General features: G+C 41.5%; 16 protein-coding genes. 8 read left to right on the top strand and 8 right to left on the bottom strand.

Translation table 11 applies throughout. The features are described from left to right. Position 1: 1 nt before the first annotated feature. The 6 genes from M2273_RS00240 to M2273_RS00215 all read right to left on the bottom strand — a co-directional run bounded on the left by M2273_RS00240 (position 2) and on the right by M2273_RS00215 (position 10,235). Positions 2-1,405: a TolC family protein gene (locus M2273_RS00240; protein WP_429391543.1), complete on the bottom strand. Its 1,404-nt coding sequence runs from the start codon at positions 1,403-1,405 to the stop codon at positions 2-4. A 288-nt stretch (positions 1,406-1,693) separates the two neighbouring features. After that, positions 1,694-2,536: a sensor histidine kinase gene (locus M2273_RS00235; RefSeq protein WP_110582354.1), complete on the bottom strand. Its 843-nt coding sequence runs from the start codon at positions 2,534-2,536 to the stop codon at positions 1,694-1,696. Between the two features lie 20 nt (positions 2,537-2,556). After that, positions 2,557-4,488, bottom strand: a complete 1,932-nt coding sequence (locus tag M2273_RS00230; protein ID WP_429391541.1) for a sigma 54-interacting transcriptional regulator — start codon at positions 4,486-4,488, stop codon at positions 2,557-2,559. A 194-nt stretch (positions 4,489-4,682) separates the two neighbouring features. Further along, complete coding sequence (locus M2273_RS00225) at positions 4,683-6,347, bottom strand: FAD-dependent oxidoreductase (RefSeq protein WP_429391538.1); 1,665 nt, start codon at positions 6,345-6,347, stop codon at positions 4,683-4,685. A 31-nt stretch (positions 6,348-6,378) separates the two neighbouring features. Then, complete coding sequence (locus tag M2273_RS00220; protein ID WP_429391536.1) at positions 6,379-7,785, bottom strand: sensor histidine kinase; 1,407 nt, start codon at positions 7,783-7,785, stop codon at positions 6,379-6,381. Positions 7,786-8,033: 248 nt separating this feature from the next. Then, positions 8,034-10,235 carry a tetratricopeptide repeat-containing sensor histidine kinase gene (locus M2273_RS00215; protein ID WP_429391533.1) on the bottom strand — a complete coding sequence of 734 codons (2,202 nt, stop codon included), beginning with the start codon at positions 10,233-10,235 and terminating at the stop codon, positions 8,034-8,036. Between the two features lie 681 nt (positions 10,236-10,916). On the opposite strand from M2273_RS00215, the gene M2273_RS00210 reads away from it, so the two are divergent. Together M2273_RS00210 and M2273_RS00205 are read left to right on the top strand one after the other, a co-directional pair. Further along, positions 10,917-11,435: a YceI family protein gene (locus M2273_RS00210; protein ID WP_429391531.1), complete on the top strand. Its 519-nt coding sequence runs from the start codon at positions 10,917-10,919 to the stop codon at positions 11,433-11,435. 270 nt (positions 11,436-11,705) lie between these two features. Next, entirely contained in the window at positions 11,706-14,933 is a 3,228-nt protein-coding gene (locus M2273_RS00205) for a sigma-54-dependent Fis family transcriptional regulator (protein WP_429391528.1), read from the top strand. A gap of 488 nt (positions 14,934-15,421) precedes the next feature. Here the strand turns inward: M2273_RS00205 and M2273_RS00200 are convergent, their stop codons facing one another. Continuing rightward, positions 15,422-16,291, bottom strand: coding sequence for an SDR family oxidoreductase (locus M2273_RS00200; RefSeq protein WP_429391526.1), 870 nt, complete (start codon positions 16,289-16,291; stop codon positions 15,422-15,424). Between the two features lie 120 nt (positions 16,292-16,411). On the opposite strand from M2273_RS00200, the gene M2273_RS00195 reads away from it, so the two are divergent. Continuing rightward, the gene (locus M2273_RS00195) at positions 16,412-16,753 is read left to right on the top strand and encodes a winged helix-turn-helix transcriptional regulator (protein WP_429391524.1); all 342 of its coding nucleotides are present in this window, start codon (positions 16,412-16,414) and stop codon (positions 16,751-16,753) included. A gap of 230 nt (positions 16,754-16,983) precedes the next feature. Here the strand turns inward: M2273_RS00195 and M2273_RS00190 are convergent, their stop codons facing one another. Further along, complete coding sequence (locus M2273_RS00190) at positions 16,984-17,793, bottom strand: alpha/beta fold hydrolase (RefSeq protein ID WP_429391522.1); 810 nt, start codon at positions 17,791-17,793, stop codon at positions 16,984-16,986. A gap of 376 nt (positions 17,794-18,169) precedes the next feature. On the opposite strand from M2273_RS00190, the gene M2273_RS00185 reads away from it, so the two are divergent. The 5 genes from M2273_RS00185 to M2273_RS00165 all read left to right on the top strand — a co-directional run bounded on the left by M2273_RS00185 (position 18,170) and on the right by M2273_RS00165 (position 24,345). After that, a complete protein-coding gene (locus M2273_RS00185) occupies positions 18,170-18,559 on the top strand; it encodes a hypothetical protein (protein ID WP_429391519.1) in 390 nt (129 codons plus the stop codon). 10 nt (positions 18,560-18,569) lie between these two features. Continuing rightward, positions 18,570-18,971 (top strand): hypothetical protein, encoded by a 402-nt coding sequence (locus tag M2273_RS00180; RefSeq protein WP_429391516.1) that lies wholly within the window; start codon positions 18,570-18,572, stop codon positions 18,969-18,971. Between the two features lie 149 nt (positions 18,972-19,120). After that, entirely contained in the window at positions 19,121-21,952 is a 2,832-nt protein-coding gene (locus tag M2273_RS00175) for a sigma 54-interacting transcriptional regulator (protein WP_429391514.1), read from the top strand. A gap of 404 nt (positions 21,953-22,356) precedes the next feature. After that, positions 22,357-23,298, top strand: a complete 942-nt coding sequence (locus tag M2273_RS00170; protein ID WP_429391511.1) for an NADP-dependent oxidoreductase — start codon at positions 22,357-22,359, stop codon at positions 23,296-23,298. Positions 23,299-23,628: 330 nt separating this feature from the next. Beyond that, positions 23,629-24,345, top strand: a complete 717-nt coding sequence (locus M2273_RS00165) for an alpha/beta fold hydrolase (protein WP_429391509.1) — start codon at positions 23,629-23,631, stop codon at positions 24,343-24,345. The last annotated feature ends 68 nt before the right edge of the window (positions 24,346-24,413 follow it).

Below are 24,413 nucleotides of genomic sequence, written 5' to 3'. Positions count from 1 at the left end.
TTTAAAGCGTTCCTGTAATGTGTAAAAGTTGACAATAGGTATATACGACATTGATCTGCGCCGTCGTAACTTTAAGCTCCGACTCAATTTTGGTGTTTGTAGCGTCGATCATATCTGTCAGTAAGGCAAGCTGATTGAAATACTTTTTTTCAACCACCCTGTAATTCTCTTCTGCTGACCGAAGATCTTTAGTTAATGTTAAAAGATCTTCTTTCGCCTCATTATACTTGATAAAAGCGGCGTTTATACCGACTCCCAGATTTTGTTGTTCTAGTGTTTGCCGGTCGCGAGCCAGCTGTAGCTCTATTTCACCACTTCTGATCTTTTTCCGGGCCTGATAATTAGAGGAAATATTATAATGTAAGCCGATCCCGGCCTGCCATATGTTTGAATAGATATCGATAGCAGGCACGACCGAAGTAAAAGGACGTTGAATATTTGATCTTGCATAAAGAAAGACCTGAGGTAACCTGTCACTTCCAAGCAACTTGATGTTGGTCTCTGCGATCCTGTTATTCACCGCTGAGATCTTTAAATCCTGGTTACTGTTTTCAGCTAGTTTCAGATAGTCCGCCATTCGTTTTTCCTGATGGTCTTTCGTTAGAAGCAGACTGTCAGGAACAAGCAACACGGAATCTGGCAGGCCAGTAACAACATTTAATTGCTTATTCAGTATGACGATATCATTCCTGGTTCTTCGTAAAGCAAGCTGGAAGTCGGATATCGTTAAGTCTGTCCGCAAAACATCGTTTTGGGTAACCATACCCTGTTTTTGCATAGTCAACACATTTTTAAGCCGTTTTTGGGTAAGCAGTATATTGTTTTCATAGATCTTCTGCTGGCTGATCAGCCTATAGATATCCAAATATTTAGCAGATACCAGCAACTTCACATCTTCTACATTCTTTTCATCAGCAAGGCTGGCCACCTGCTCCCGTAGTGCAGACTTTTTGATGGTGTTCTCAATTTCCCCGCCCTTAAAAACCACTTGCGAAGCCTGTACCGAAAACGCTGTAAAATGATGTGGTATGAGCGATGTCCGGTGGTCAGAAAAGAATGGACTCCAGCTATCTGCATTACTGAGGTATCCGTAGCTAAGATCAGAACTCAATGCAGGCAATCTCTCTAACTTGGAAATTTCTACCTGTTGCTTCGCATTTAATAAATTCTTTTCGGTAATTTTTAACTGGTAGCTATTCAATATGGTCAATTTATACACGTCTTCCAACGTTAATTTTCGATAAATAGGCGCGTCCTGACCATTTGCTATCTGTGAATAAAAACAGCTTATAAAGAATAGCAGCATAAAAACACTGCATCTAATCTTTCTATTTCCCGTACGAGGGTCAGGCTGGCCATATGGGCCAGGGTCTTTGTAAGATAAACCGGGAGTTCTAAATTTCATTTGTTCACAATTGAATTGACATCAAACAGAATTCAGTGCATTGTCTGAATTTTCTATTGCATCAATTCAATTTTGAGACCATCGTATAAATTGCTATTTGTCAACCATATGAGATAAAAACGGACATATAAATCAACGATATTTCGGAAATTACAGAAGCCATTTCCTATATAAAATAAATGGGTACTGAATGGGCAGTCCAAATTTGATTATACCGGAAGATAACTTACTCGCACCACAACGCGGCCAGTCTATTGATTTGCCGGCGATATTGATTAAAATCCTTAATCATGAAAAAGTCTTATCCCTGAAGCTCAATTTAATAGTTGTTCCACTGCTGTTCTCAATGGAGAAAACACCGTCGAGCTGATCGGTGAGCCCTTTGATGAGCAGCATACCAAATGACGACCGGTCGTCAGCACTGAATCCCTCCGGAAGCCCCCGGCCATTATCCTGAACTTCCAGGCATATTTCATTTGGTGAGGAACTGAAAAACTTGAGTGTTATACAGTCATGTTCCGAAAAAGGGAAGGCGAACTTCAGTGCATTCGTCAGGATTTCATTAAGAATGAGTCCGACAGGAACAGCATGAACCATCTGCAACCTGATTTCGTCGATCTGGAGATCACAGGAGATAATATCCTTACTGTTAAAACTGTCCATCAGGTAACTTACAAGCTCAGCTATATAATCCGGCATAAACACAGTGGCTAAGCTATCCGGCTGGTAAAGCTTTTTGTGAATCAAAGACATGGCCTGTATACGGTGCTGGCTTTCCATGATCGCATTGATCGCAGCATCGTCCTTTAGATAGGATGACTGAGAATGAAGCAGGCTGGTTACGATCTGGAGATTGTTCTTTACCCGGTGGTGAAGTTCCCTTATGAGCCATTCATTTTCCTTCAACAATTGCTCCAATGTGACGTCTTTGGACAAGAGTTCGTCCTGTTTTACCTTTAACAGCTTTTGGTTCCTGCTTTTTATCAGCAAGAAAAAGACGCCAAAAATGATCAATAGCGTTATCGCAACGAATGCTACCGTCGGGTAGATCAACCTGGAGAATAAGAGCGGCAACTTTGCAATTTGGTTTACAAAACGGAGATCAGCTTTTAAAATGTAAATACAACGCATGTGTTGGTTATAATGTACTGTTACTGAAAATTATACTTCCAGACAATTCCAAGTTTTCTCATTCTGGATGATAGTACTGCCGGTGTCATGCCCAGTATTGATGCGGCACCACCTGTTCCTGATATTTTGCCGTTGGTTTTTTTTAGCGCGGATTCTATTTTCTCTTTTTCGTTAGCCGCTATATCTTGCTCGGTTAGCTTTTTGGGTTTTTCAACGATCAATTCATCTTTTGGCAAGTCTATATCGGTGATGATCAGATCGCCCGTCATCAATACCTGTCTTTCGATCAAATTTTGTAATTCCCTGATATTACCTGGCCAGTTGTAATTTTTCAGCTGCTCCATTACCCCGGGCGATAGTTTCTTAGGCTTGCCCCCGGATGATTCTGCCGATTGGCGAAGAAAATGATCTGCCAGCAATGGAATATCTTCTTTCCGCTCTCTTAAGGGCGGTAAAAGTATCGGGAATACATTAAGCCTGTAATAAAGGTCAATCCTGAAGCGTCCGGCGGCAACTTCCATATAAAGATTACGGTTTGTTGCGGCAATAATACGGACATCAACTTTAATCGTAGTCCTGCCACCAATACGCTCCAGCTCTTTTTCTTGCAGTACCCTTAGGAGTTTACTTTGTACATCCAGCGGTATTTCCCCTACTTCGTCCAGGAATATCGTGCCGCCATTGGCCTGCTCAAATTTGCCGACCCGTCTTTCCGATGCTCCGGTATAGGATCCCCTTTCATGACCGAAAAGTTCTGATTCAATCAAACTTGATGGTATCGCCGCGCAGTTGATTTTAATAAATGGCTTCGATTTCCGGTCTGACAACATATGAATCCCGTTGGCCAGGCCTTCTTTACCGACACCTGTTTCACCGGAAATCAGTACCGTCGTGTCAACTGGAGCCACCTGACCTACTAATGCTAAAACTTCCAGTAATTTGGCGCTCTTGCCTACGACGCCTTCAACCTGGGACTGTTTCGGTGCATTGCGATTTACCTGTGATACCTTGTTGCCGGTAGGTTGCTTCCCTCCAGCTGTATCGATATGTTGTATGACATCCTGAAGAACAGGCAGCACTGACCTGGCAAATTCAATATGATCGTTATTAAAACCGTTGTCAAGCGTAGAAAAAAAAGAAATATAGGCCATACTATCGTTCTTACCTAATACAGGAATGTAAAGGCTGGACAAAACCTTATATTTTTCTTTGAGTTTATTAGGAAATACCCCTACAGCGTCACGATCATCACTGCTGAAATAGCTGTCAGTACTAACCTGATCCTGATCAAGGATGGCTTTTCTGAATTTTATATATTCCTTTGAATTTAAGGATACCTCCTCTAAAACATCCCAACCACTCATGAGCTTAAATTCATCGTAACCAGATCTTTCTAAAAGCCATGTACCTCCCATGCTATCTTGTCTGATGTTCAGATCCACCATCATAAAGCATAAGGGGATGATCGGTTCAAATGCCTTTGCCAATTGAATCAAATTATCTTCCTGACTTTCGTTTGAGGTGGTTATGTTTTGCAGCATGTTTGATAACCACTGTTCCTGCCTGGCGATTAGCTCACGTTGATTTTTATATCTATATCCCGCAATGTCAAGAGCGACAAGTATATCCCTTTCCCGGTATGGTTTGACTAAAAAACCGTAAGGCTGGGTGGCTTTTGCGGCTTCCAGCGTAGTTGCGTCAGAGTTCGCGGTGAGGTAGATAAATGGTATACGCATAGCTGCAAGCGTTTTTGCAAGGTCTATTCCAGTGAGGTCACCCTTTAGAAATATATCCAACAGCACCATATCAGGCCTTTCGTCATTTAGAAGCCTGATGGCCTGATCCACAGACTTCGCTATTCCTGTGACCGCAAAGGCAGAACTTTCCAAAATGATCTGTAGATCATTTGCTTCAATCCACTGATCTTCAACAATCAATATTTTATCACCCATTATCGTTACTTCCGAATATTTGATTTATCTTTTTAGCTTAGCCGTCTTCGGGCTTTATCACCAGCAAATGCCATACCTTTATATAAAATATTGATAAACAATAATTTATATAAATTAAACTATTTATTCTTAACGATAAATCGTTAATTCAATTGTTATTTACGAAATATAGTTAAGAACCGTATCCATCCGGTTTATTTCACTTCGGATAAGTACTGGTGAACAAAGCTGATGGCCATGGAGCCTTCACCAACAGCCGAAGCTACCCGGTTCATCGAACCTGATCTGACATCCCCGGCGGCAAAAATGCCCGGGCAACTGGTCTCCAACAGATACGGATCGCGGTCTTGTTTCCATATTTTATCAAAGGATGCATTTTGTTTTACGGCGTTGCCGGTTTCCAGGAATCCTCTTTTGTCTTTCATTATGTCCAATGCTATCCAGTCGGTGAATGGCTTAGCGCCGATAAATATGTACAATGCGCCAGCAGCATGGGTTTCATTCTTTAGCGTCCCCGTATCCTGGATAACCAGTTCTTCCAGTCTACCCGATCCCCTGGCTTCTATTATTTCGCATTTCCCTTTTACCCGGATATTTTTTGTTGCCTCCAACTGATCGATAAGATATGCAGACATGGTACTTACCAGATTTTCTTTTCGAATAATGATATATACGTTCTTTGCGAATTTTGACAGATACATAGCAGCCTGGCCTGCAGAGTTTCCGCCCCCAACAACATATACGTCCTGCCCATTACATGCAGATGCCTCCGTCATTGCCGCGCCGTAATAAATTCCTGCCCCTGTAAAATCGTTAATTCCTTTCTGCTCCAGCCTGCGGTAATTCACACCGGTGGTCACAATAACACTCCTGGTATTGATCGTGGCCCCATTATCCAGTAACAAAGACTTATAACCGTTATTGTTTTGGATCCCAGTAACGCCCACGGGTGATATGATCTCCGTCCCTAAACGAATGGCCTGCGTTGTCCCCCGCTGCGTGAGTTCTGCACCACTTATCCCCACCGGAAAACCTAGGTAGTTTTCTATCCTGCTACTGGTTCCTGCCTGCCCGCCCGGTGCGCGCCGTTCAATCAGTAAGGTCTTCAGGCCTTCTGATGAGCCGTAAACGCCGGCTGCCAGACCAGCGGGACCCGCACCGATAATAACCACATCATACATATCAAACTGGATTTGAGGGGTCAGACCGGCTTTTGCTGCCAGCTCCACGATTCCTGGCTTAACGATAAAAGTTCCGTCATCAAAAAACACGACCGGCAGATCTTCTTGACTTAAGCCGTTAAGATGCATCAGCTTTTCTGCTTCCTCGGTCACCTTTATGTCAAGCCATTGATAAGGCACCAGGTTCCCTGCCAGGAAGTCCTTTAAATTATAAGATAGTTCCGAATATTGATGGCCAATGATCTTGATACCACTGAACACGGGCCTGAAAGTATTCTGCCAGTCGTCCAGCAAGCCATCGAGCACAGGGAAAAGTTTTTCCTCAGGCGGGTCCCAGGGTTTGATCAGGTAATAATCGAGCCGGACAGCGTTTATCGCTTCAATAGCAGCACGTGTATCAGCGTACGCCGTTAACAGGACACGTTTTGCATCCGGAAATATTTTCATCGCCTTTTCCAGGAATGATACGCCCTCCATTTCGGGCATTCTTTGATCGGAAAGGAACAAGGCAATCGTTGTTCCCTTATTTTTCAATTCCAGGAGGCTGTCCAGCCCTTCGGCAACTGAGGTTGTACTTAATATCCTGTAGTCGCTGCGATAACGACTTCTCAGATCCCGCGTTAATGCTCTTAATACCTGGGCATCATCGTCAATACAAAATATAATAGGTAGGCTCATCTTTACGCATTTAATTTTTAAAAACAATTAATTAACCATTGATTGGGAAACAGACAAAAAAAACAGTGTTCCCGGCGACGGATTCAATTTTGACCCTACCCTTATGTTGCTTCAATATGCGCTGAACAACATCCAGGCCGAGGCCGGTTCCTTTTCCTACTGCCTTAGTTGTAAAAAACGGATCGAAAATTCTTGAACAGATTTCCTGAGGAATACCCGTTCCGTTGTCTCTGACCGTTACACAAACCAATTCATCCTCCCGGAATGTACTGATTTCGATCTCCCCTTTTTCTACATCCTCAAGAGCATCTATGGCATTATCTATCAGGTTCGTCCAAACCTGGTTCAATTCTCCGATCATGGCTTTCACCTTCGGCAGAGCATTGTCGTAATTCTCAATGACTTTTATTCCTGCCTTTTGAATCTTGTAATTCAGCATGGTTAGTGTATTTCTCAAACCATGATGAATATCCGCATACTGTTTTTCTCTGGCCTGATCCATATGCGTAAAGTTTTTCACAGAACCCACTATCCCGGCGATCCTGCTGGATCCCTCTTCAATGTCCTTTACGATCTTCTCTGAAACCAAGCTGTTGCTGAGCCAATTGAAAACAGCTGACAGCGTGCCGGCGGAAAGATCCCCGCTGATCTCTTCCGCTTCAGCTATCCCTATATTATAATCAACAAAATTCGATGCGACATCATCCGTATTTTCGATTTCCAGATCGTCAAGCCAGTCCCGGAGATCATCTTCCATGCGGCTTCTTTCCATCATGGTAATCGGTTTTATATCGTTGTTCCCTACAATTTCATCTAAAACACTGTTGATCCGCTCGATCTTTTGGGGACTAACCCCCAATCTGACAATGTTCTGAAAAGAAAACCTAACTTTTTGGATATGCTGTTTAAGAGACGTCGCCCCTCTTACAACAGCGGACACTGGGTTATTAAGCTCATGTGCAAGCCCTGCGGACAATTTCCCCAGGGACATCATTTTTTCATTCTGTTGTTGTAACGTGGTATAATCCCGGATCCTGGTAGTCATGACATTGACAAGCGCCTGAGTCAAGTCATAATGGTGACAGATCATATGGTGAAATTTTTCAGATGGCAGCGCAAGTATCTGGGTGTCAACACCGGCTTCGCCATGTGTCGTATTTGTCCATCCTCTGGAGAACGGTAAGTTACCTGTCACGGAACCGGCCTCGAAAGTGTAAAGATCAAGCATTTCGTCACGCTGAAGCAGATAAAGCCTTACCTTTCCTTCAATAATGATGTAGGTATCGTTAACGTCCTTTCCCGGCATAAAAAGAAACTCGCCCGCCTCCAAAAGAATTTCATAACTATTTTCGATAAGCCATTGCAGCTGTAATTCCGGTACTTTTTGAAAAGCCTCTGTAAGCTTCAATAACCCGGGAGTAACCTTCACTAAACTCATATTATATTTAATTTGCATAAATGTTCCTGATACCGCTGAGCGGTTATCATGGTATCGTCCCTGATATAATCAACAAGACGGCAACACATTCATACAGCAAACATGCCAGTAGATAAACGACTATATATTAAGAAGTTACAGATAAGCAGATATGATCCATTTACGACATTTCGGGGATTTCAATAGACTATTACGATATATAATTGGCTATGTATAAAGTATCAGATGATTCCCTCAGTAGTTCGCAGTTACGATGTTTTAAACCCTTTTCTTTGCAATAATGGAACGCTCTCAAAATTAATTGTCAGCGTAGTTCCCTTATTACTCGAAATAGTTAAATTCCCGCCAAGGTCTTCGGTAAGCCCACGTATCAGTTTCAGACCAAAGGATTTAATTTTTTTCAGATCAATATCCGGAGGTAGCCCCCTCCCATTGTCACTAATGGTCAATGATACCCCTAAAGGCAATTTCTGTGACAGTTTTATGGTCAGAACATCTGCTTCAGCAAATGGAAACGCGTACTTAAAAGCATTTGTAATGGCCTCATTTAAGATCAGACCAACCGGAACTGCCTGCGAAACGTCCAGGCTTATTGGCGCGACATCCTGATCGATGTAAACACTTTTTGCCGTTCTAAAGCTATCTTTAAGATAACCCACCAGATCACGAATATAGTCAGGTAAAAAGATGGTTGACACGTCTTCATTCCCGTATAACTTTTGGTGAATAAGCGACATAGCCTGCACCCTCATTTTACTTTCTAAAACCGCGTTCAGCGCCACTTCGTCGTGCAGATAGGCAGACTGAGAATTCAACAGGCTAATTACAATCTGGAGATTGTTTTTTACCCGGTGGTGCACTTCCCTCAATAACCATTGGTTCTCATTTAAAAGGTGCTCCAGTTCGTTGTTTTTCGCTGTTATCAGTTGTTGCTGACGTTGTAGTTCCTGGTTACTTTTGATCTTGAGCCGGTAACGACTGTAGCCGATTACAAGAAGTAAAATGAGTAAAATTGCGCAACCCGTTATCAAATTTCCCCTTAACTGACTTTTTTCTACCTGATAGTGTTCCAGCTGGTTTTGTTTGGTTAGCAACAATATATCCTTTTTCTGTAGTAATATATTTTTAGACTGAACTTGTATATCTCTGTCTTTTGCTTCTGTTTCAAACCGGGCCTGCAACGACGCCACCTCGTTGATCTTTGAGGCGTTAAAAACCGAATCATTAGTTCTTTCATATCGCTGATAATGCCGGATCGCTTGTAAATAATTACCGGAGGCAGAGTCTATTTTAAAGCGCAACAGCTGCCATTGCGCGAGCTGAATCGAACTGACCAGTTTCTTTGGCGATTTCTCCAATACATGCAAATAATACGCCGCCTTCTTAAACTGCCTGGTTTTAATATAAAATTTACAAATTAACTGGTAGGTTTTCACATAAACCTCCACTGGTAAGAATTTGCTTTTGAAATTCAGGTCATTGAGTGCAATCATCCTGCGGTATGCGTTCTCCGCCCTGGATATATTGTTCAAAGCCCAGTAACAGTCACCAAAAGCAGCGTACATTTGAGATTCGTCGAATGAATTTGCAGGCGGGTATTTCTTTTTGTACGCTGTCACAAATTCCAGGGCAGTGACTGCCTTTTTCTGAGCGATCATGACGCTGACAATTCGGTATACCGTACCATAAACGATGTCCCTGGCGGAATGATATTTATATAACGCTTCTTTATAACTGGCGAGGCTATTGTCCAGCATCCCAAGATCCAGATAGCAGTCGCCCAGTTTAGTGATCAAAAAGGCGGCGTCTGCAGTGTCCTTTGTCGCTACGATGCTTTTCTTTGCCTCAAGATCATAATAAAGCTCGCCCTTTAAATCACTGCGAAGTCTGCTTATTGCAGAAAGAAGAAAATAGGTATGATGAAGTTTTTTAAAGTTGATCGCCTTGTAATCAGTGAGCACTTTCAGCAATTCCTTTTCCGCAAGATCGAGCAAGCCTTCATTCAGATGTACATCGGCAACCTCCTTAAAAGCCCCGATCTGTTTTTCCTTGTTGCCTGTACTTGCGAACAATCGGCCGGCAATTGCAAAATCACTTTTCTTTTCACTGCGCCATCCGACGGTTTCAACCGGAATGACCAGACCAAGATCCCACCAAACCTGTGCCTCGTTATTAGTTTCCCCAACCTGGTGATAATAATTGGCAAGCTTCAGGTAACACGCTTTGCCCTTTCCAAGGTTACCGGTTAAAATAAAATAGGTTCCTTTAAATCTCAGGCAGGCCCGCTGCCACTTCTCCGAACGTAACTTATCAGCTAATAATTCAGCGCGTTTATAGAGAGCCCATGCACTATCTACTTCTGCCTCATTTCTTCCCCACTTGTTTAAATAATAATCACTGAGCTTTAGCAATATTTGTATGCGATTAGTATCGGGAAGGCTTCTTCCCAACTTTTCATATAATGGACCTGGAACATCCACTAACAATCGTTGGGATCTGGAAACTTCTGCCCAGAGTATCAGAATAAGAAAAATGGAAAGCCTTTTCAACATGTTTTTGATATCCAAACGACGTGGCGCATCTGCCAAAGAACAAAAATATAAAAACCTCCATTATCACTGCTATAAAAAAGACAATCTCGTCTATTTTTTTCATAAAACATCATCTCTCTGCAAATAGTCTTAAACATCCTTGAAATGTGGTTTCCAATAATCGGTTAAAAAAGTGTGTTTTAATTTAGTGCGAAGACATTAAATTATTTCATTTCGTTAATACTTTATAAAATTCCCGAAATATCGTCGAAGAAAAAACGATCAATAATTTATCTATCTGTAGATCAAGTTATTATTTACTGGCATCAGTTTTATCCTTATAAAGGATTGACGCATAAACTGAAAACACCGCTTAAAGTTGATGAAATTCGCATTTTAATTTTTATAGGTGTCATGGCCAATTGAAAAGCCTGATAACCTATAAAGAATCCGAAGGAGTAGCATAAAATATTTACCGGTTACTACATTGAGAGGTGTGAATTTTTTGCAGCAACAAACCAAATAGAATAAACAGTACATAATTATACACCGGATAAATGTGGTATTACTTTACCACGATATTTAGCATTACCAAACATTATGAATAAGTCAACCTGGAGATTTTCGGCTAAAGATTCTGCCATTGAATTTAAGATCAAATATTATAAGATAAGCAGTCTTACAGGATATATCAATGATTTCTGGGGAAATGTAACTGCTAATGATGATTTCTCCACCGTTGACATTAATGTCTCTTTAGAAACCGGATCGATCAATGCGAATAATGTGCTCAGGAACAAAAAGCTTAGGTCTCCGGATTGCCTCCATGCCAAAAAATATCCTAACATGGAGTTTACAGCCATCAATGGATGCAGGCTTAGCGAGGGAAATATCAGAGAAGTCAAAGGCAATTTGACCATAAAGGACGTAACTTCAGAAGTAACACTAGTAATCAACTACACACATGCAAAAAAGGGTGCCCACTCCCCGGTGATGGTACTTGGTCTTTTCGGCTGTATCAGCCGGAAAGACTTTAATTTACACCTGGAAGAAGACAATTTGGATGATGAAATTCACCTGACAGCAATGATCGAACTTAGCCGGTCCGAAACTGAATAACTTACGACATTTAGCGATCAAATAGACGATATATAGTTATATATTTCGACTGAATTTCGTTGTAAAATGAAATTTTAACTTAATATCGTAATTTTTATTGTCTTTAATAATTGTAAATCACTGATTTATAATTAATTATACACTGGCACAATAATAGCATATTGGGTTTAAATAAAAACTGTTAAACCAGGCTGCATGCTCACCATTGGAAAGTCACGTCACTAATCTGCAGGTGAGCCATTCGGTCCGAAATTTAAATTTAAATTCATTATGCTAAGTGATCAAACGCTTCAATTACAAGAAGACCTGACAGATGATCAGTTTATGTCCCAGGTCCTGTTATCCATCAGCAACGACATCGCAGCGACCCGCACCAAGGACGACCTCATAGAGGTACTTTTGGAAAGGTTTAAGGCCCTTGTAGCGTTCGATGATATACACCTGATGCTCTATGAGAAGGAAACTCATGCACTCTATTTTTGGGCGCACCGTTTTTATACAGAGCGTTTGATCCATGCTGATTTTGATCTTCGGATCGCGTCCGAATATCCGATCGATGACGGCATTTTAAATATTATCCATGCCCAAAAGGAACCCGTGGTTTTTGATATAGAAGATTTATACAATAGTGGTGAACCTGTTCCCGATTATGTCCCCTACTATAACAGTACTGGCGTTAAAGAACTGGTCGGTGTTGTCATGCGAAGCAATACCACAGATGTAGGCGGTTTCTTTTTAACAAGTACTATAAAGGGAAATTTCAAAAAGGAGCACCTGGCCATTATTAAGGGCATTTCGAGTCAGTTATGTATTGCTGTTTCGAATGTCCTGGCAAACGAAATTATCCTGAAACATCAGGAGGAAAAGTCCATCCTTTTAGATCTGAGCAACGCGATCTCCACGGTGAAAGCAAAAAAAGATCTGCTGAATGTTGTTCGTGCAACGCTGGAGATCAACCCGGCTTTTTCAGAAGTTATCGTTTCACATTATGAACCTAAAAACAGCAGGCATTATATCTATAACAATGACACAGGTTCGTTGATAGATAACCATACGGAGCCTGGCGGAATTTTGCCGGCTGATGAGATCTTTGGAAAGGAGATAAATGAAACGATCGTACACAATAGGAAGCCGGTCAGTTTCGACATAGCTGAACATCTAAACAAGGGACAGGCCACGCCATACATCGAAAGGATTTTCGAAGATGGGGCCAGGGAATTAACCGGTGTTGCAATGAGAGCCGGCGGTATGTTATTGGGCTGCGTTTACATGGCAACGAAAAATGATCCGCGATTCAAGAAGGATGATCACGGATTCATTCAGGGAATTGCAGACCAGCTGACGATCGCTTTGGTCAACATCAATACAAGCGACGAAATAATGGAACGTGAAAAGGAAAAGTCGATTTTGTTGTCAATAAGTAATGCGATGGCGGCTATACGTAACAAGAGCGATCTGCTTGTGATGGTGCAGGAACGACTAAAGAAATTATTCTATTTCAGTCACGCAGTAACCGCTGTTACAGATCTGGAAACCCAGACCTATAAAAGCCTGGTCGTGGATCCGGGATCAAGAAGCAAGAACCATGCGGAATTTCACAGGATCGCCTATGCTGAATATCCTTTAAATAATCCCCTTATAAAAACGGTTATCGCCTCCAAAGAGCCCGTTATTTTTAATTTGCAGGAACTTGATTTTTCCAAAGACATCCCGGAATGGATACTGATGAATTATCGATCCGGGATTAAAGAAATGGTAATGTCACCTTTATTTAACGGGAAAGACCTTATTGGAATCGTGATCGTATTTTCTGATCTCGAACATTTGCTACAGGAAAAAGAACTCAGACTGATACAGGGAATAAGCTGGCAGCTTTCCGTAGCCGTTGGTAATATACTGGCTAATGAGCACGTATTGGAGCAGGATAACGAAAAATCTACATTGATCGACTTAAGTAAAAACTTCGCGGTCATACGGAATAAAGATGAACTTCACCAGATCATTAACTTAAAGCTAAAAAAGTTACTCTCCATTAGCCATGTCATCACCTTTACTATTAGCGATGACGGAAAATGGTATACAGTTTATTCTCTTGATCCTAATTCTGCTGCAAAAGCCCATAAAGACTATGAAACGATAACCACCAGCCGATATGCCGTAAAAGATGGAATTCTTGATGTAGTTCTGGAATCTGAAATACCAATTGTATATGATCTTGATGAAGTTTTAGAGCGGCCATTTGTACCAAAATACCTTCGGATGAATTATGATGTCGGTATGAGGGGGGCCGTAATGGCACCGCTAAAGGACGGTGATAAAAAAAATGGCATCCTTGTCATTCTATTGAATGAAAAGAGTAAATTGAACAAGAACTACATCAGTCTTATTCAAGGGGTCTCCGATCAACTTTCTATTGCAGTGGCCAATATTAAGGCAAACGAAAGAATCGAGCAACAGTTGGTGGAGATCAACCAGTTTAAAAAACAACTGGAAGAGGAAAATCTTTATTTACAGGAAGAGATTCAAACAACAAATAATTATAGTGAGCTCATCGGGAACAGCGTTCCAATGAAAAAGATATTTGAGCTGGTGTCCAAAGTTGCCGAATCAGAAAGCTCCGTGCTGATTCTAGGTGAGACAGGTACCGGAAAAGAATTAATAGCCCGAGCCATTCATAGCACCTCGCTGAGAAAAGACAAAGTAATGATCAAGGTGAATTGTGCTACCCTGCCCGCCAATCTGATTGAAAGCGAACTGTTCGGGCACGAACGTGGTAGTTTTACCGGCGCTACAGAAAAGCGGATCGGAAAATTTGAACTTGCAAACAACAGCACACTATTTCTTGATGAGGTCGGCGAATTGCCTTTGGATCTTCAGGTTAAATTGTTACGAGTGTTGCAGGAAAAGGAAATTGAACGGGTTGGAGGCAGGACAACGATAAAAACAAATGTCAGAATCATTGCCGCAACCAATCGCGACTTGCATAAGGAGGTTCAAATGGGTAGTTTCAGAAGCGATCTTTTCTTCAGGCTCAATGTTTTCCCGATCAATATTCCCGCTTTGCGGGAACGTAAGGAAGATATTCCATTATTAGCGAGCCACTTCCTCGCCAAACATGCCAAGAAAAGCATGAAATCAAACATGACTTTATCGGGTAAAGTGATTCGGGAAATTACCTCCTACGAATGGCCTGGAAATGTCAGGGAATTAGAGCATTTAATAGAAAGAAGCGTGTTGCTTTCTAACGGCAGAATAATAGAACAGGTATATCTGCCAGCCGCCGTTTCTGAAGACGAAAGCCTGCTACCGGGCAGCCATGTAAAGACCATTGACGAAGTTGAAAGAGAACATATTATCTCGATATTAAAAAGATGCAACGGAAAAGTATCCGGGGCCGGCGGAGCCGCCGAGTTATTAAAAATTCCTGCAACGACACTTAGCTCCAAAATGTTAAGATTAAAAATCGGCAAAGGGCTCGCATCAGAAACAAACAATTAATTATTCTAAAGGTTAGGCCTGGCACAGATCTGCCTGCTACACACTGAAAGAGATTATTTATAACATCAGGTTGGACTTTAGCATCCTGGGGATCTAAGGGACACAGGGCGGTGGCGACCATCGCACAAAAACACCTGACCAGGTCATTGAGCTCAAAGCCGGCGCTGTTCTTCCGTTGTTCCATTCATATCGTGGCAAGCAATTTTACCTTTCGAACCAAATAAACGGCTATAGGATAACTTAATGATCTGACGAAGCCGGATTCTCCCTGTAGTTGATCTGCACATTAGGTAGGTCTGACGTGCCTTTTTCGGCTTAACGTGATATATAGTGTTTCTTTGACAAGGCAAAGGCTGTTATCATACATTTGATAACAGCCTTTGCTTTATTCGCCTATCTGGTAGCGTCCTGTAAAGCAGGCGATGAAAAAACGACCAATTAATTTAAGACTGTCCATCTTTCCTAACCCGCAACCCACTTTCAAGAACTTATTTACCGTAGGTGATTTTCAGAAATTCCTTTAATTCCATTGGTTTTCTTCCCAATAAATTTTCAAGATCACTGCGGTTCGTATCAAATTCACCATTTCTTATCGCTGTAGCAAACGCGCTTAAGAATCCAACAACCTCTTTCGGAACGCCGGCCTTTCCAAGCGCTTCGGCATAAGTATCAAGATCAGGATTAAGATACTTAACCTTTTTACCGGTAATATCTGATAGCATGCCTGCTATATCTTCAAACGAATAAGCGTTATTGCCGGTTATCGCGTATGTCTTATACTCATGTCCGGGAGTGGTAAGAACCACAGCTGCGGCTTCCCCAATATCCGTCCTGGGAATAAAGGGAACCTTTCCATCACCGGCTGGGAAGAAAATACCGTTTTCCAAAAATCCTTCTCCGGCAAACTTTCCTATCGAATCTGCGTAAAGCGTGTCGTTAAATATGGTAAAGGCAATCCCGGTCTTCTTAAGATATTCAGCTGTACCTCGATGAACCTGAATTACGAATGGAATGGCTGTTGTCTCATCATCCTTGATTTCCTGACTTATATAAACGATGTGCTGAACACCATTCTCTTTAGCGGCGTTGATGACATTCTTATGTTGCAAAAGCGTATCTGCCGCCACATCATTAGAAGAGATCAGAAAGAGTTTATCTACGCCCTCCAAGGCATCTACAATGGAGTTATAGTCATTGTAATTCCCTGTTTTTAATTGAACACCCTGTTCACTTAAATTGGCTGCTTTTTTTTCGTCTCTTACCAGAGCCGTAATTTCATGGGCGGGAACACCTTTTTTTAACAGTGATTGGATTGCTGTATTTCCTAAATGCCCTGTTGCACCTGTTACTAAAATCATAATTTCTTTAATTTATATTTAATAATTACATTTGTTACTCAAAGTTACCAATGATGATTTCAAAAAGTAACTGTTACCTTTTGGTAACAATGGAAAATAGTGGTAACCTAAATGTGACTAATGGAAAATAAAGTTGAAAATAAGCCTTGCCCGGTTACGGCTACGATAACTTTGATCGGAGGAAGATGGAAACCGATAATTCTTTATCATCTGTCGGACCATACCAGGCGCTTTGGCGAAATAGCCGCACGGATGCCGTCTATATCCCGAAAAGTGTTAAGCGAACAACTAAAGGAACTGGAAGCGGATGGATTAATCAATCGTCAGCAATTCAAGGAAATCCCGCCCCGCGTAGAATATTCTTTAACCGAACTGGGAAAAAGTGTGAGGCCGTTATTAATACATATGGCAACCTGGGGCCAGGAAATGGTATTAAATGCCCGATCGATCAATGTTGGATAATTGTTTTTTTTCAATACAATTTAATTTATATTCTGAACGGTTAAAGCTCGATACTATGGGAAACACTTGAAAAAGCATTTTTAAAGAACGAGGGGTTAATGTGCCGGAAAGACATCATAACCCCTCGATAACTGTTAAAGTTTAATGAACTGCCGTATGCAGGCATGAACGCTGACGCGACAGGGCAGGTAATGAAACAATCTTAGCTTCCCACCCGATTGATGATGATTTTATTTCGCAATCCTTATCAGCAGCGTGGTGACAGAATCCGGTTTGGAAATAAACGGGCTATGGCTTGTATTGAGTTGATACACAGATTTAATTCCTGCAGCAGCAACCATTCTATTCTGAAGATCAGGTGATATTGCGTGATCCTGTAGGGTATGGATATAATATTTGTCCACAGTGCCGTAGTTAGCAGATGTCAGGGTTACAGGTTGTCCGAATGGTTGACCCGGTTCAACTTTGTAATCGGTTAATAACTGGTTCTTTTCAGCATCAGTACCATCCTGAATAAAAATATTGGTGATCTTATCATGTTGGACATCCAGTGTATATGGTGTCGGCATTGATAAGGCGGGCGAAAGCAATGACCCAGGGTCTGTTTTGGCAAGGTCGATCAAACTTTGTCCGGAAGCCGGTATATATGCCGCCACATAAACCAGGCGTTTGATCTTTGCGGGGATTTTCTCAGCTACGGCTGAAATAACCATGCCACCAAGACTATGACCGACAAGAATTACTTTACCGCTGACACCGTTGATCGCTTCAACTACCTGATCCCTGTACACATCCATTGTTATTTTAGAAGGATCTGTTTGGTCTTTCTCGTGACCAGCCAGTTGAATTAAGATCACCTTTTGTCCCTGGGTTTCCAGGCCGGCTTTAACTTTCAACCAGGCTGAAGGCCCCTGAAAAGCGCCGTGTACAATGACGTAGGTCTTGGAAATAGATGGAGGGTTGACATGGTCTTTGGAGCATGATGACAAAACGAAGGAAACGGTTATCGCAAATAGTGCAAAATAAATTAACTTTTTCATGATTGTAATGCCTAATTGTTTAGACGCTCAAAACTATCGGCATCCTTCCATAAAACATTTCACCCAGGTTAAAATCGGCAGGTCCGTTAGAATTTTTACATAAATCAGTCAATATTTATGTTGTTATCTTTTTGAGTTCATTTCTCGAATACAAACGAAAAGCATCGGTCATTTTACATTCATTTTATTCAGTAAATGGTCTCTATAATTTACGAAATTTCGTTAAAAATTAAAGACTAAAAATTCACAAACGCTTAATTATCAATAAGTTAATCTTTGGTCTGAATATTGAAAACTGATGATTAAATTACCAGGATGCCAAAATTTCGTTAAAAGCGATCTGTTTTTTCCGGTAATCATTCAGTCAACTTAAAACATGGATATGTGTTTACAAAACGGTAAAACCAGGAAAGTAAATTACACACTTACCAACCTGATCATCAAACTGCACGATCGTGGTTACACAGAAGACTTTGTGACCAGGAGGCACGAAGGAAGGTTGGCTTTGGTATCAGATAATGATCGGCTGATCAGCGATTTTCAAATTTCCATTATCAACCAGTTTTTTGACAGGCTCGATTTAAAATTCACCTATCTACACGCGATAGAAACCAATTGCGGGCTTCGGGGGATCGTCCTTTCAAATGATGTGCTGTTTGCCAGTAACGTACAATATGTGCGCATGGAATCAACCTATAAAACGGAAACACCAATCCATTCTGCTATTAAACAACCGCTGCCGAGCACATTGCTAAACAGATTGTAACCCGATAATTATGCCGACAAAAACACAAAGCTTCCACAATGCACCAGGTACAAATTTCTGCCCTGATCAGCTCACTATGGAATTGATTCAAACACTTAAGCGGTTACTGATAACCAACCAGTATCTCACTTATAAAACAGCTTACAATACTAAAGATGTAAGGCATGAATTAAATATTGAAGGACAACTGGATTTTCATTTCCATCAGCCCATTGATAAAAACAGGATACATGCTATACGCCAGGCGAGCGATGCATGGAACAGCCTGGAATTAATATATCGTCTAACGGTGCTTGATGCCTACGCTACACTTTTCCGGGAAGTGCTGAACGATTATGACCCAGTCGAAAAAACAATATTGTTTTGCCAGATTTTCGTTAATGATTTTGTGGGAGTGATTACGAGCCACTGATACCGGTTGAGGGAAGCTGACAACGCTGCCTGAGTCCGACTTTTTATTAAAGTGAGCATAATTTCAAACTTCCAAAAACCGCTTTACTGTTTTGTTGAAAATAATTGTTAGATTCAACTATAGATAGTAACGGATATTTATACCAAACAATGTCATTAACCGTTACCGAATCAACATTAAATATGCCGACAAGCTTAGCTGAAGACAAATTAATTCATATTGATGCGGTTACGCAACAGGTTTTTTCAACCGTTTTTGAATTAACCGGTCGTGAAGGTGACAAAATACAGGAGAACAGGCCGGAACAAAAATTCCTTAAAGGCCTGAGTGTTAGCCTATCCCAGGTAAGAGATTGCTTGCAAATTGCGCAGGTTATCCATAATTCAATGGATGACCTGCCTTATTTTTCCGATTTCCTGATTGTGAAGATTCATGGAGAAACCCGTACAGTCGAAGAATTGTTAAGTGGTGGTCACCTGGCCAAGCCTGTTAAATTTAGACTTAAAGTTCGTGTTAAACTGCCTGATAACGACCCCTTTCTTTATTCGCTGATCACGGCTAATCAAATATCCGAATATAACGTTGAAGAGCTTCCACCAACATCATGGCTTGCAGAAAATCTAAGCAGATGGATCCAGCCAGGTGTAAAAAAAATGGTTGTCTCCAGTTTAAAAACAGCGAATGAATTTAACGGCTTGATTTTCTTCTTTTCAAAAAGTCAGGACACCGAATTAGCGCCCTATTATAGCCTCGTAAGAGGCATTGCAGCACAAATTTCAGTAGCATTCACTTGCTTTACAGCCGTGGACAAAATGAAGGTCATGGAGTGCCAGCAGGAAGTAGGTATTTTCCGACAGCAAATACTCGACCGGGACAGAGATAAATCCACGCTGATCGAGATAAGTAATGACATGTCCGCTATCAGGGATAAAAACGATCTGTTATCCGTGTTACATAAGAGGCTCAAAAAGCTATTTAATTTCAGTCATACGCTAATGACGCTGACGAATCCTGTTACCAAAACTTACACGGGATTAATTTTCGATTCGAAGTCCGCAAGTAAAAAGAAACACCCGGATTATAAACGTATTTGTGATGCCCATTATTCGATCAATGACCCTGTCATGGCTGCGGCATTTGCATCGGAAACGTCGTTAGTATTTGATCTGGACAAACTGATGCTGCATCCGGATGTTCCGGAATGGATCACCATGAATTATAACAGCGGCATCCGGGAAATGGTCATTACGCTGCTTGCTTCTGGAAGTAATCATATCGGATCTTTTGTTATATTTTCGGAAAAAAAACACAGTTTTTTAAACAAGGAGCTAGGACTTATTAAGGCAATATCTTCTGCATTGGGTAATGCGGTCGAAAACATTCTCGCCAAAGAAGAGATCATCGAACGTGAAAAAGAAAAAACCATTCTCCTTTCGCTAAGTAAGGACATGGCACAGATCAGGACTGCAGAGGGCTTACTAAAGTTTAATAAAGAAAAACTCAAAAAAGTGCTTCCCATCAGCCATCTGCTGATCTTTACAATGACGGATGATGAAAACCTGTATCTTCCATATCTGTTAGACCCGGATTCGGTTTGCCGGAGTCATCCGGAGTATGAAAGGATCACGCAAAATCCAATTCCTATCAGCGACTGGGTTTCTGATCAGGTGTTCCTCTCTGATCATATGCAAGTATTTGATCTTACAAAATTAGCACAGACGACCACCCTTCCCGACTATCTCAGGATGAACTATGAGTGCGGAAAGAAGGAGGTGATCTACCATGTCTTAAGTATAGGCAAAAAAAAGACCGGGTTGTTGGTGATCTTCACGGATGCAGCGGGTGGTATGGACAAAAATCAGCTAAGATTAATTCAGGGGATCTCTTCTCAGCTCTCAACGGCAGTGACCAATATCATTGCCAATGAAAAAATTGAAAAGCAGTTTAAGGAGATCTCCGAATATAAGCTTCAGCTGGAAAATATGAATGTGTATTTGCAGGAAGAAATACAAACGACCTACAACTACAGTGAGATCATCGGTAACAGCCAGGAAATGAATAAAATATTCCATCTTGTTTCCCAGGTAGCTGATAGTCAAAGTTCGGTATTAATCCTTGGCGAGACAGGAACCGGCAAAGAGCTTATTGCCAGGGCCATCCACAATGCCTCTACAAGAAAGGACAAAGCCATGGTAAAGGTCAATTGTGCGACCTTACCGGTTAACCTCATCGAAAGCGAATTATTCGGTCATGAGCGTGGAAGTTTTACCGGAGCGACCGAACGAAGAATAGGGAAATTCGAATTGGCTAACAATAGCACTTTATTTCTGGATGAGATCGGCGAATTACCGCTCGATTTACAGGTAAAATTATTAAGGGCGCTTCAGGAAAAAGAAATCGAGCGCGTTGGAGGCAAGACTGTCATCAAAACAAATGTCCGTATCATAGCGGCCACCAATCGAAATTTACAAAAAGAGGTAAAAGAAGGACAATTTAGGCCGGATCTATATTTCCGTTTAAATATATTCCCCATCACTCTACCGCCACTCCGAGATCGCAAAGAAGATATCCCGATGCTGGCATCGCACTTTCTTGCTAAATATAAAAAGAAGGGAAGTAAAGAAACCATGCACTTTTCAAACAAAGTAATGAAAGAGCTGGTAGCCTATAGCTGGCCGGGAAATGTCAGAGAGTTGGAACATGTGGTTGAACGCAGTATATTACTGGCTTCGGGGACAACCATAAAAGACAGTTCACTGCCCGTTTCGAGCCGGAAAGAAATGGAAGAAATCCTGCCGGATACCGTTATCCGGACCATAGATGAAGTAGAGCGTGATTATATAGTGTCGATACTCAAAAAAACAAACGGAAAAATTTCAGGGATTGGTGGCGCAGCTGATCTGCTGAAAATTCCTGCAACTACATTAAGTTCCAAAATGCTAAAATACAATCTCAAAAAGAGCGAAATCAAGCGAATATAAGTGTTTTTCATAGTTCGATACATAGCCATTTTACCTTTGAAGAATGGCTTTCTCCGTGGCTCTCGAGGCTGGTAATAACTTGTGCTTTTCGTATTGGACACATGCTAAAAAATATCCCCTCGCTAAACGATCAAAATAAAAGATAATTTTGTCTATTTTTACACCGTCATAATCATCCCCTTCCAACCATTACTATATACGAATAAACAAAACATATAGACAGCACCTGATTTGGGCAGGTTAATAATCAAACCCGGGAGATAACAACGATTTAAATTCACCATAGAATTAAAAAAGACAAAATTATCCGAACATTTCGAATTTATCGGTTACCATCACTTTTCAAATCAAAACAGTTGGCTTTAATCATAAGCCCCTTTAAAACAACATCAAATTTAAATCCCATGAAAGCAATACTTTTAAAAGAATTCGGCAGCGTAGGTAACCTGGAAATAACGGACATTCCAACGCCAAGAATACAGCAAGATGAAGTACTAGTGGAGGTGAAAGCTATCAGCATCAATCCAGTAGACTTTAAAATACGCCGGGGTGCAAAAATGGTAGACCGTGCGAAAGATCCGCTGCCCATGATACTCGGTTGGGACATTAGTGGCATTATTACTGAAACCGGAGCAGACGTAAAAAACTTCAAAACCGGCGACGAAGTTTTTGCGATGATTAATTATCCGGAAGCCGGCAAGGCATACGCCGCATTTGTAGTGGCCAAACCGGGACATCTGGCGGTTAAGCCGGTGAATGTATCGTTCTCTGAATCAGCAGCAGCTACGCTTTCCGCCCTAACAGCATGGCAGGCATTAACCGTCTGTGGGCAGGTTAAAAAGGGTGATAAGGTGCTCATACATGCGGCATCAGGCGGAGTTGGGCATTACGCTGTACAGATGGCAAAACATCTTGGTGCGTATGTGATCGGGACATCATCCGCCGCTAACCGCGAATTCGTTTTGAATTTGGGAGCTGATGAACATATCGATTATCAATCACAGGCAGTAGAGAAGCTTGTCATTGACCTGGATTTTATCCTCGACCCCTTGGGAGGAACAAATACCGCTCTTTCTCTTGATATCACCAAGAAGGGCGGAACAGTGGTCAGCATTGTCTTCGGTTTCACAGAAGACCTCTTCAATAAAGCAAAAGTTCTAGGTATAAATGCACATAACCTCCAGGTCCGGCCAAACGGCGATCATATGAAAGTTATCGCGGAGCTGTTGAATAAAGGTGTTGTCAAATCACATGTTTCACAGCATTTCAACCTGGCGCAAATAAGAGATGCGCACTTGTTGCTGGAAAGCGGCAGATCGGTTGGAAAAATTACTCTGGAGGTCTAAAGTGGCTCCCCAGCGGCCTGTTTTGTCATCAGATTATAACAAAATAAAGGTTACCGGCCCGCGCCTTCTTCATTTAGACAAAATAGACGTTTTATCCATCTCATAATCAATTTGTTATATAAAATAAAAAGCTAAAATAGAAACTTACCTGGCGAAGGGCAAACATCGATCCGATTTTAACATGGGTGAAAATTTATCCGGTGGGGCGCTCATAACTTTGTGGTATAAAAAATGATTTAAAAAACGACAACCATGAAAAAAGCAATTTTAATCCTCCTATTAATATCAGTTGGATTCAACTCATTCTCACAAAACAAACCCAATAAACAAATGGAAACAATAGTCTTAGTACACGGAGCCTGGTCTGACGCATCCGCATGGAACGCGGTAGTTCCGCTTTTAAAAGCAAAAGGTTTCGTTGTGATCGCAGTTAACCTTCCGGGCCATGGAACAGATACGACCTCCTTTGCCAATATTGACTTTCAATCGTACGTAAAGACAGTTGAAAATGCGATCGGTGATAAGAAAAGCGTCATTCTTCTTGGTCATAGTATGGCCGGACAGGTTATCAGCCAGGTGGCCGAGGAAATACCTGGCCAGATCAAAGAACTGATTTATCTTGCAGCATACCTGCCAAAAAGCGGCGAGAGCCTGCTTTCACTCGCACAGCAGGATGCAGGAAGCCATACCGGTAAGTACCTAAGTATCGATAAAGATCATGGCGCAGCGATCATAGCCAAAGAAGGTATCGTCGATGTATTTGCCGAGGATGCAAGGAAAGATGTACAGGACTTCATAGTAGCCAACTGGAAGACAGAACCCCTTGCCCCGCTTGCATCTCCGGTAACGTTGACGGAAGCTAACTTTGGAAGTGTAAATAAGGCCTATATTTATACTGTAAACGACCACGCGATCAGTTATGCTTTCCAACAAAACATGGTGAAAGTGTCTGCTGTTAATAAAACTTTTATATTGACCAGCAGTCATACCCCGTTCATTTCTATGCCGGGTAAGCTTGTTGATGCAATTGTGAAGGCATCGAAATAATTAAGAAATTACGTAAAGGAAAAACTCGCTCAATGCTATTCAGTGAGTTTTTCCTTTAAATCCAATAT

The organism is Mucilaginibacter lappiensis, assembly GCF_050433765.1.
In the GTDB taxonomy this organism is placed as follows: Bacteria; Bacteroidota; Bacteroidia; order Sphingobacteriales; family Sphingobacteriaceae; genus Mucilaginibacter; species Mucilaginibacter lappiensis_A.
The sequence above is the reverse complement of the archived record's forward strand: the minus strand, read 5'-3'. Positions and strand labels throughout refer to the sequence as shown.

Excerpts from the sequence above, each read along its gene's own strand:
- M2273_RS00235 (WP_110582354.1), bottom strand. The coding sequence starts at position 2,536 with ATGCGTTGTATTTACATTTTAAAAGCTGATCTCCGTTTTGTAAACCAA.
- M2273_RS00175 (WP_429391514.1), top strand. The coding sequence starts at position 19,121 with ATGTCATTAACCGTTACCGAATCAACATTAAATATGCCGACAAGCTTA.
- M2273_RS00200 (WP_429391526.1), bottom strand. The coding sequence starts at position 16,291 with ATGATTTTAGTAACAGGTGCAACAGGGCATTTAGGAAATACAGCAATC.
- M2273_RS00185 (WP_429391519.1), top strand. The coding sequence starts at position 18,170 with ATGGATATGTGTTTACAAAACGGTAAAACCAGGAAAGTAAATTACACA.
- M2273_RS00230 (WP_429391541.1), bottom strand. The coding sequence starts at position 4,488 with ATGGGTGATAAAATATTGATTGTTGAAGATCAGTGGATTGAAGCAAAT.
- M2273_RS00240 (WP_429391543.1), bottom strand. The coding sequence starts at position 1,405 with ATGAAATTTAGAACTCCCGGTTTATCTTACAAAGACCCTGGCCCATAT.
- M2273_RS00225 (WP_429391538.1), bottom strand. The coding sequence starts at position 6,347 with ATGAGCCTACCTATTATATTTTGTATTGACGATGATGCCCAGGTATTA.
- M2273_RS00165 (WP_429391509.1), top strand. The coding sequence starts at position 23,629 with ATGGAAACAATAGTCTTAGTACACGGAGCCTGGTCTGACGCATCCGCA.
- M2273_RS00180 (WP_429391516.1), top strand. The coding sequence starts at position 18,570 with ATGCCGACAAAAACACAAAGCTTCCACAATGCACCAGGTACAAATTTC.
- M2273_RS00190 (WP_429391522.1), bottom strand. The coding sequence starts at position 17,793 with ATGAAAAAGTTAATTTATTTTGCACTATTTGCGATAACCGTTTCCTTC.
- M2273_RS00205 (WP_429391528.1), top strand. The coding sequence starts at position 11,706 with ATGCTAAGTGATCAAACGCTTCAATTACAAGAAGACCTGACAGATGAT.
- M2273_RS00220 (WP_429391536.1), bottom strand. The coding sequence starts at position 7,785 with ATGAGTTTAGTGAAGGTTACTCCCGGGTTATTGAAGCTTACAGAGGCT.
- M2273_RS00195 (WP_429391524.1), top strand. The coding sequence starts at position 16,412 with ATGGAAAATAAAGTTGAAAATAAGCCTTGCCCGGTTACGGCTACGATA.
- M2273_RS00210 (WP_429391531.1), top strand. The coding sequence starts at position 10,917 with ATGAATAAGTCAACCTGGAGATTTTCGGCTAAAGATTCTGCCATTGAA.
- M2273_RS00170 (WP_429391511.1), top strand. The coding sequence starts at position 22,357 with ATGAAAGCAATACTTTTAAAAGAATTCGGCAGCGTAGGTAACCTGGAA.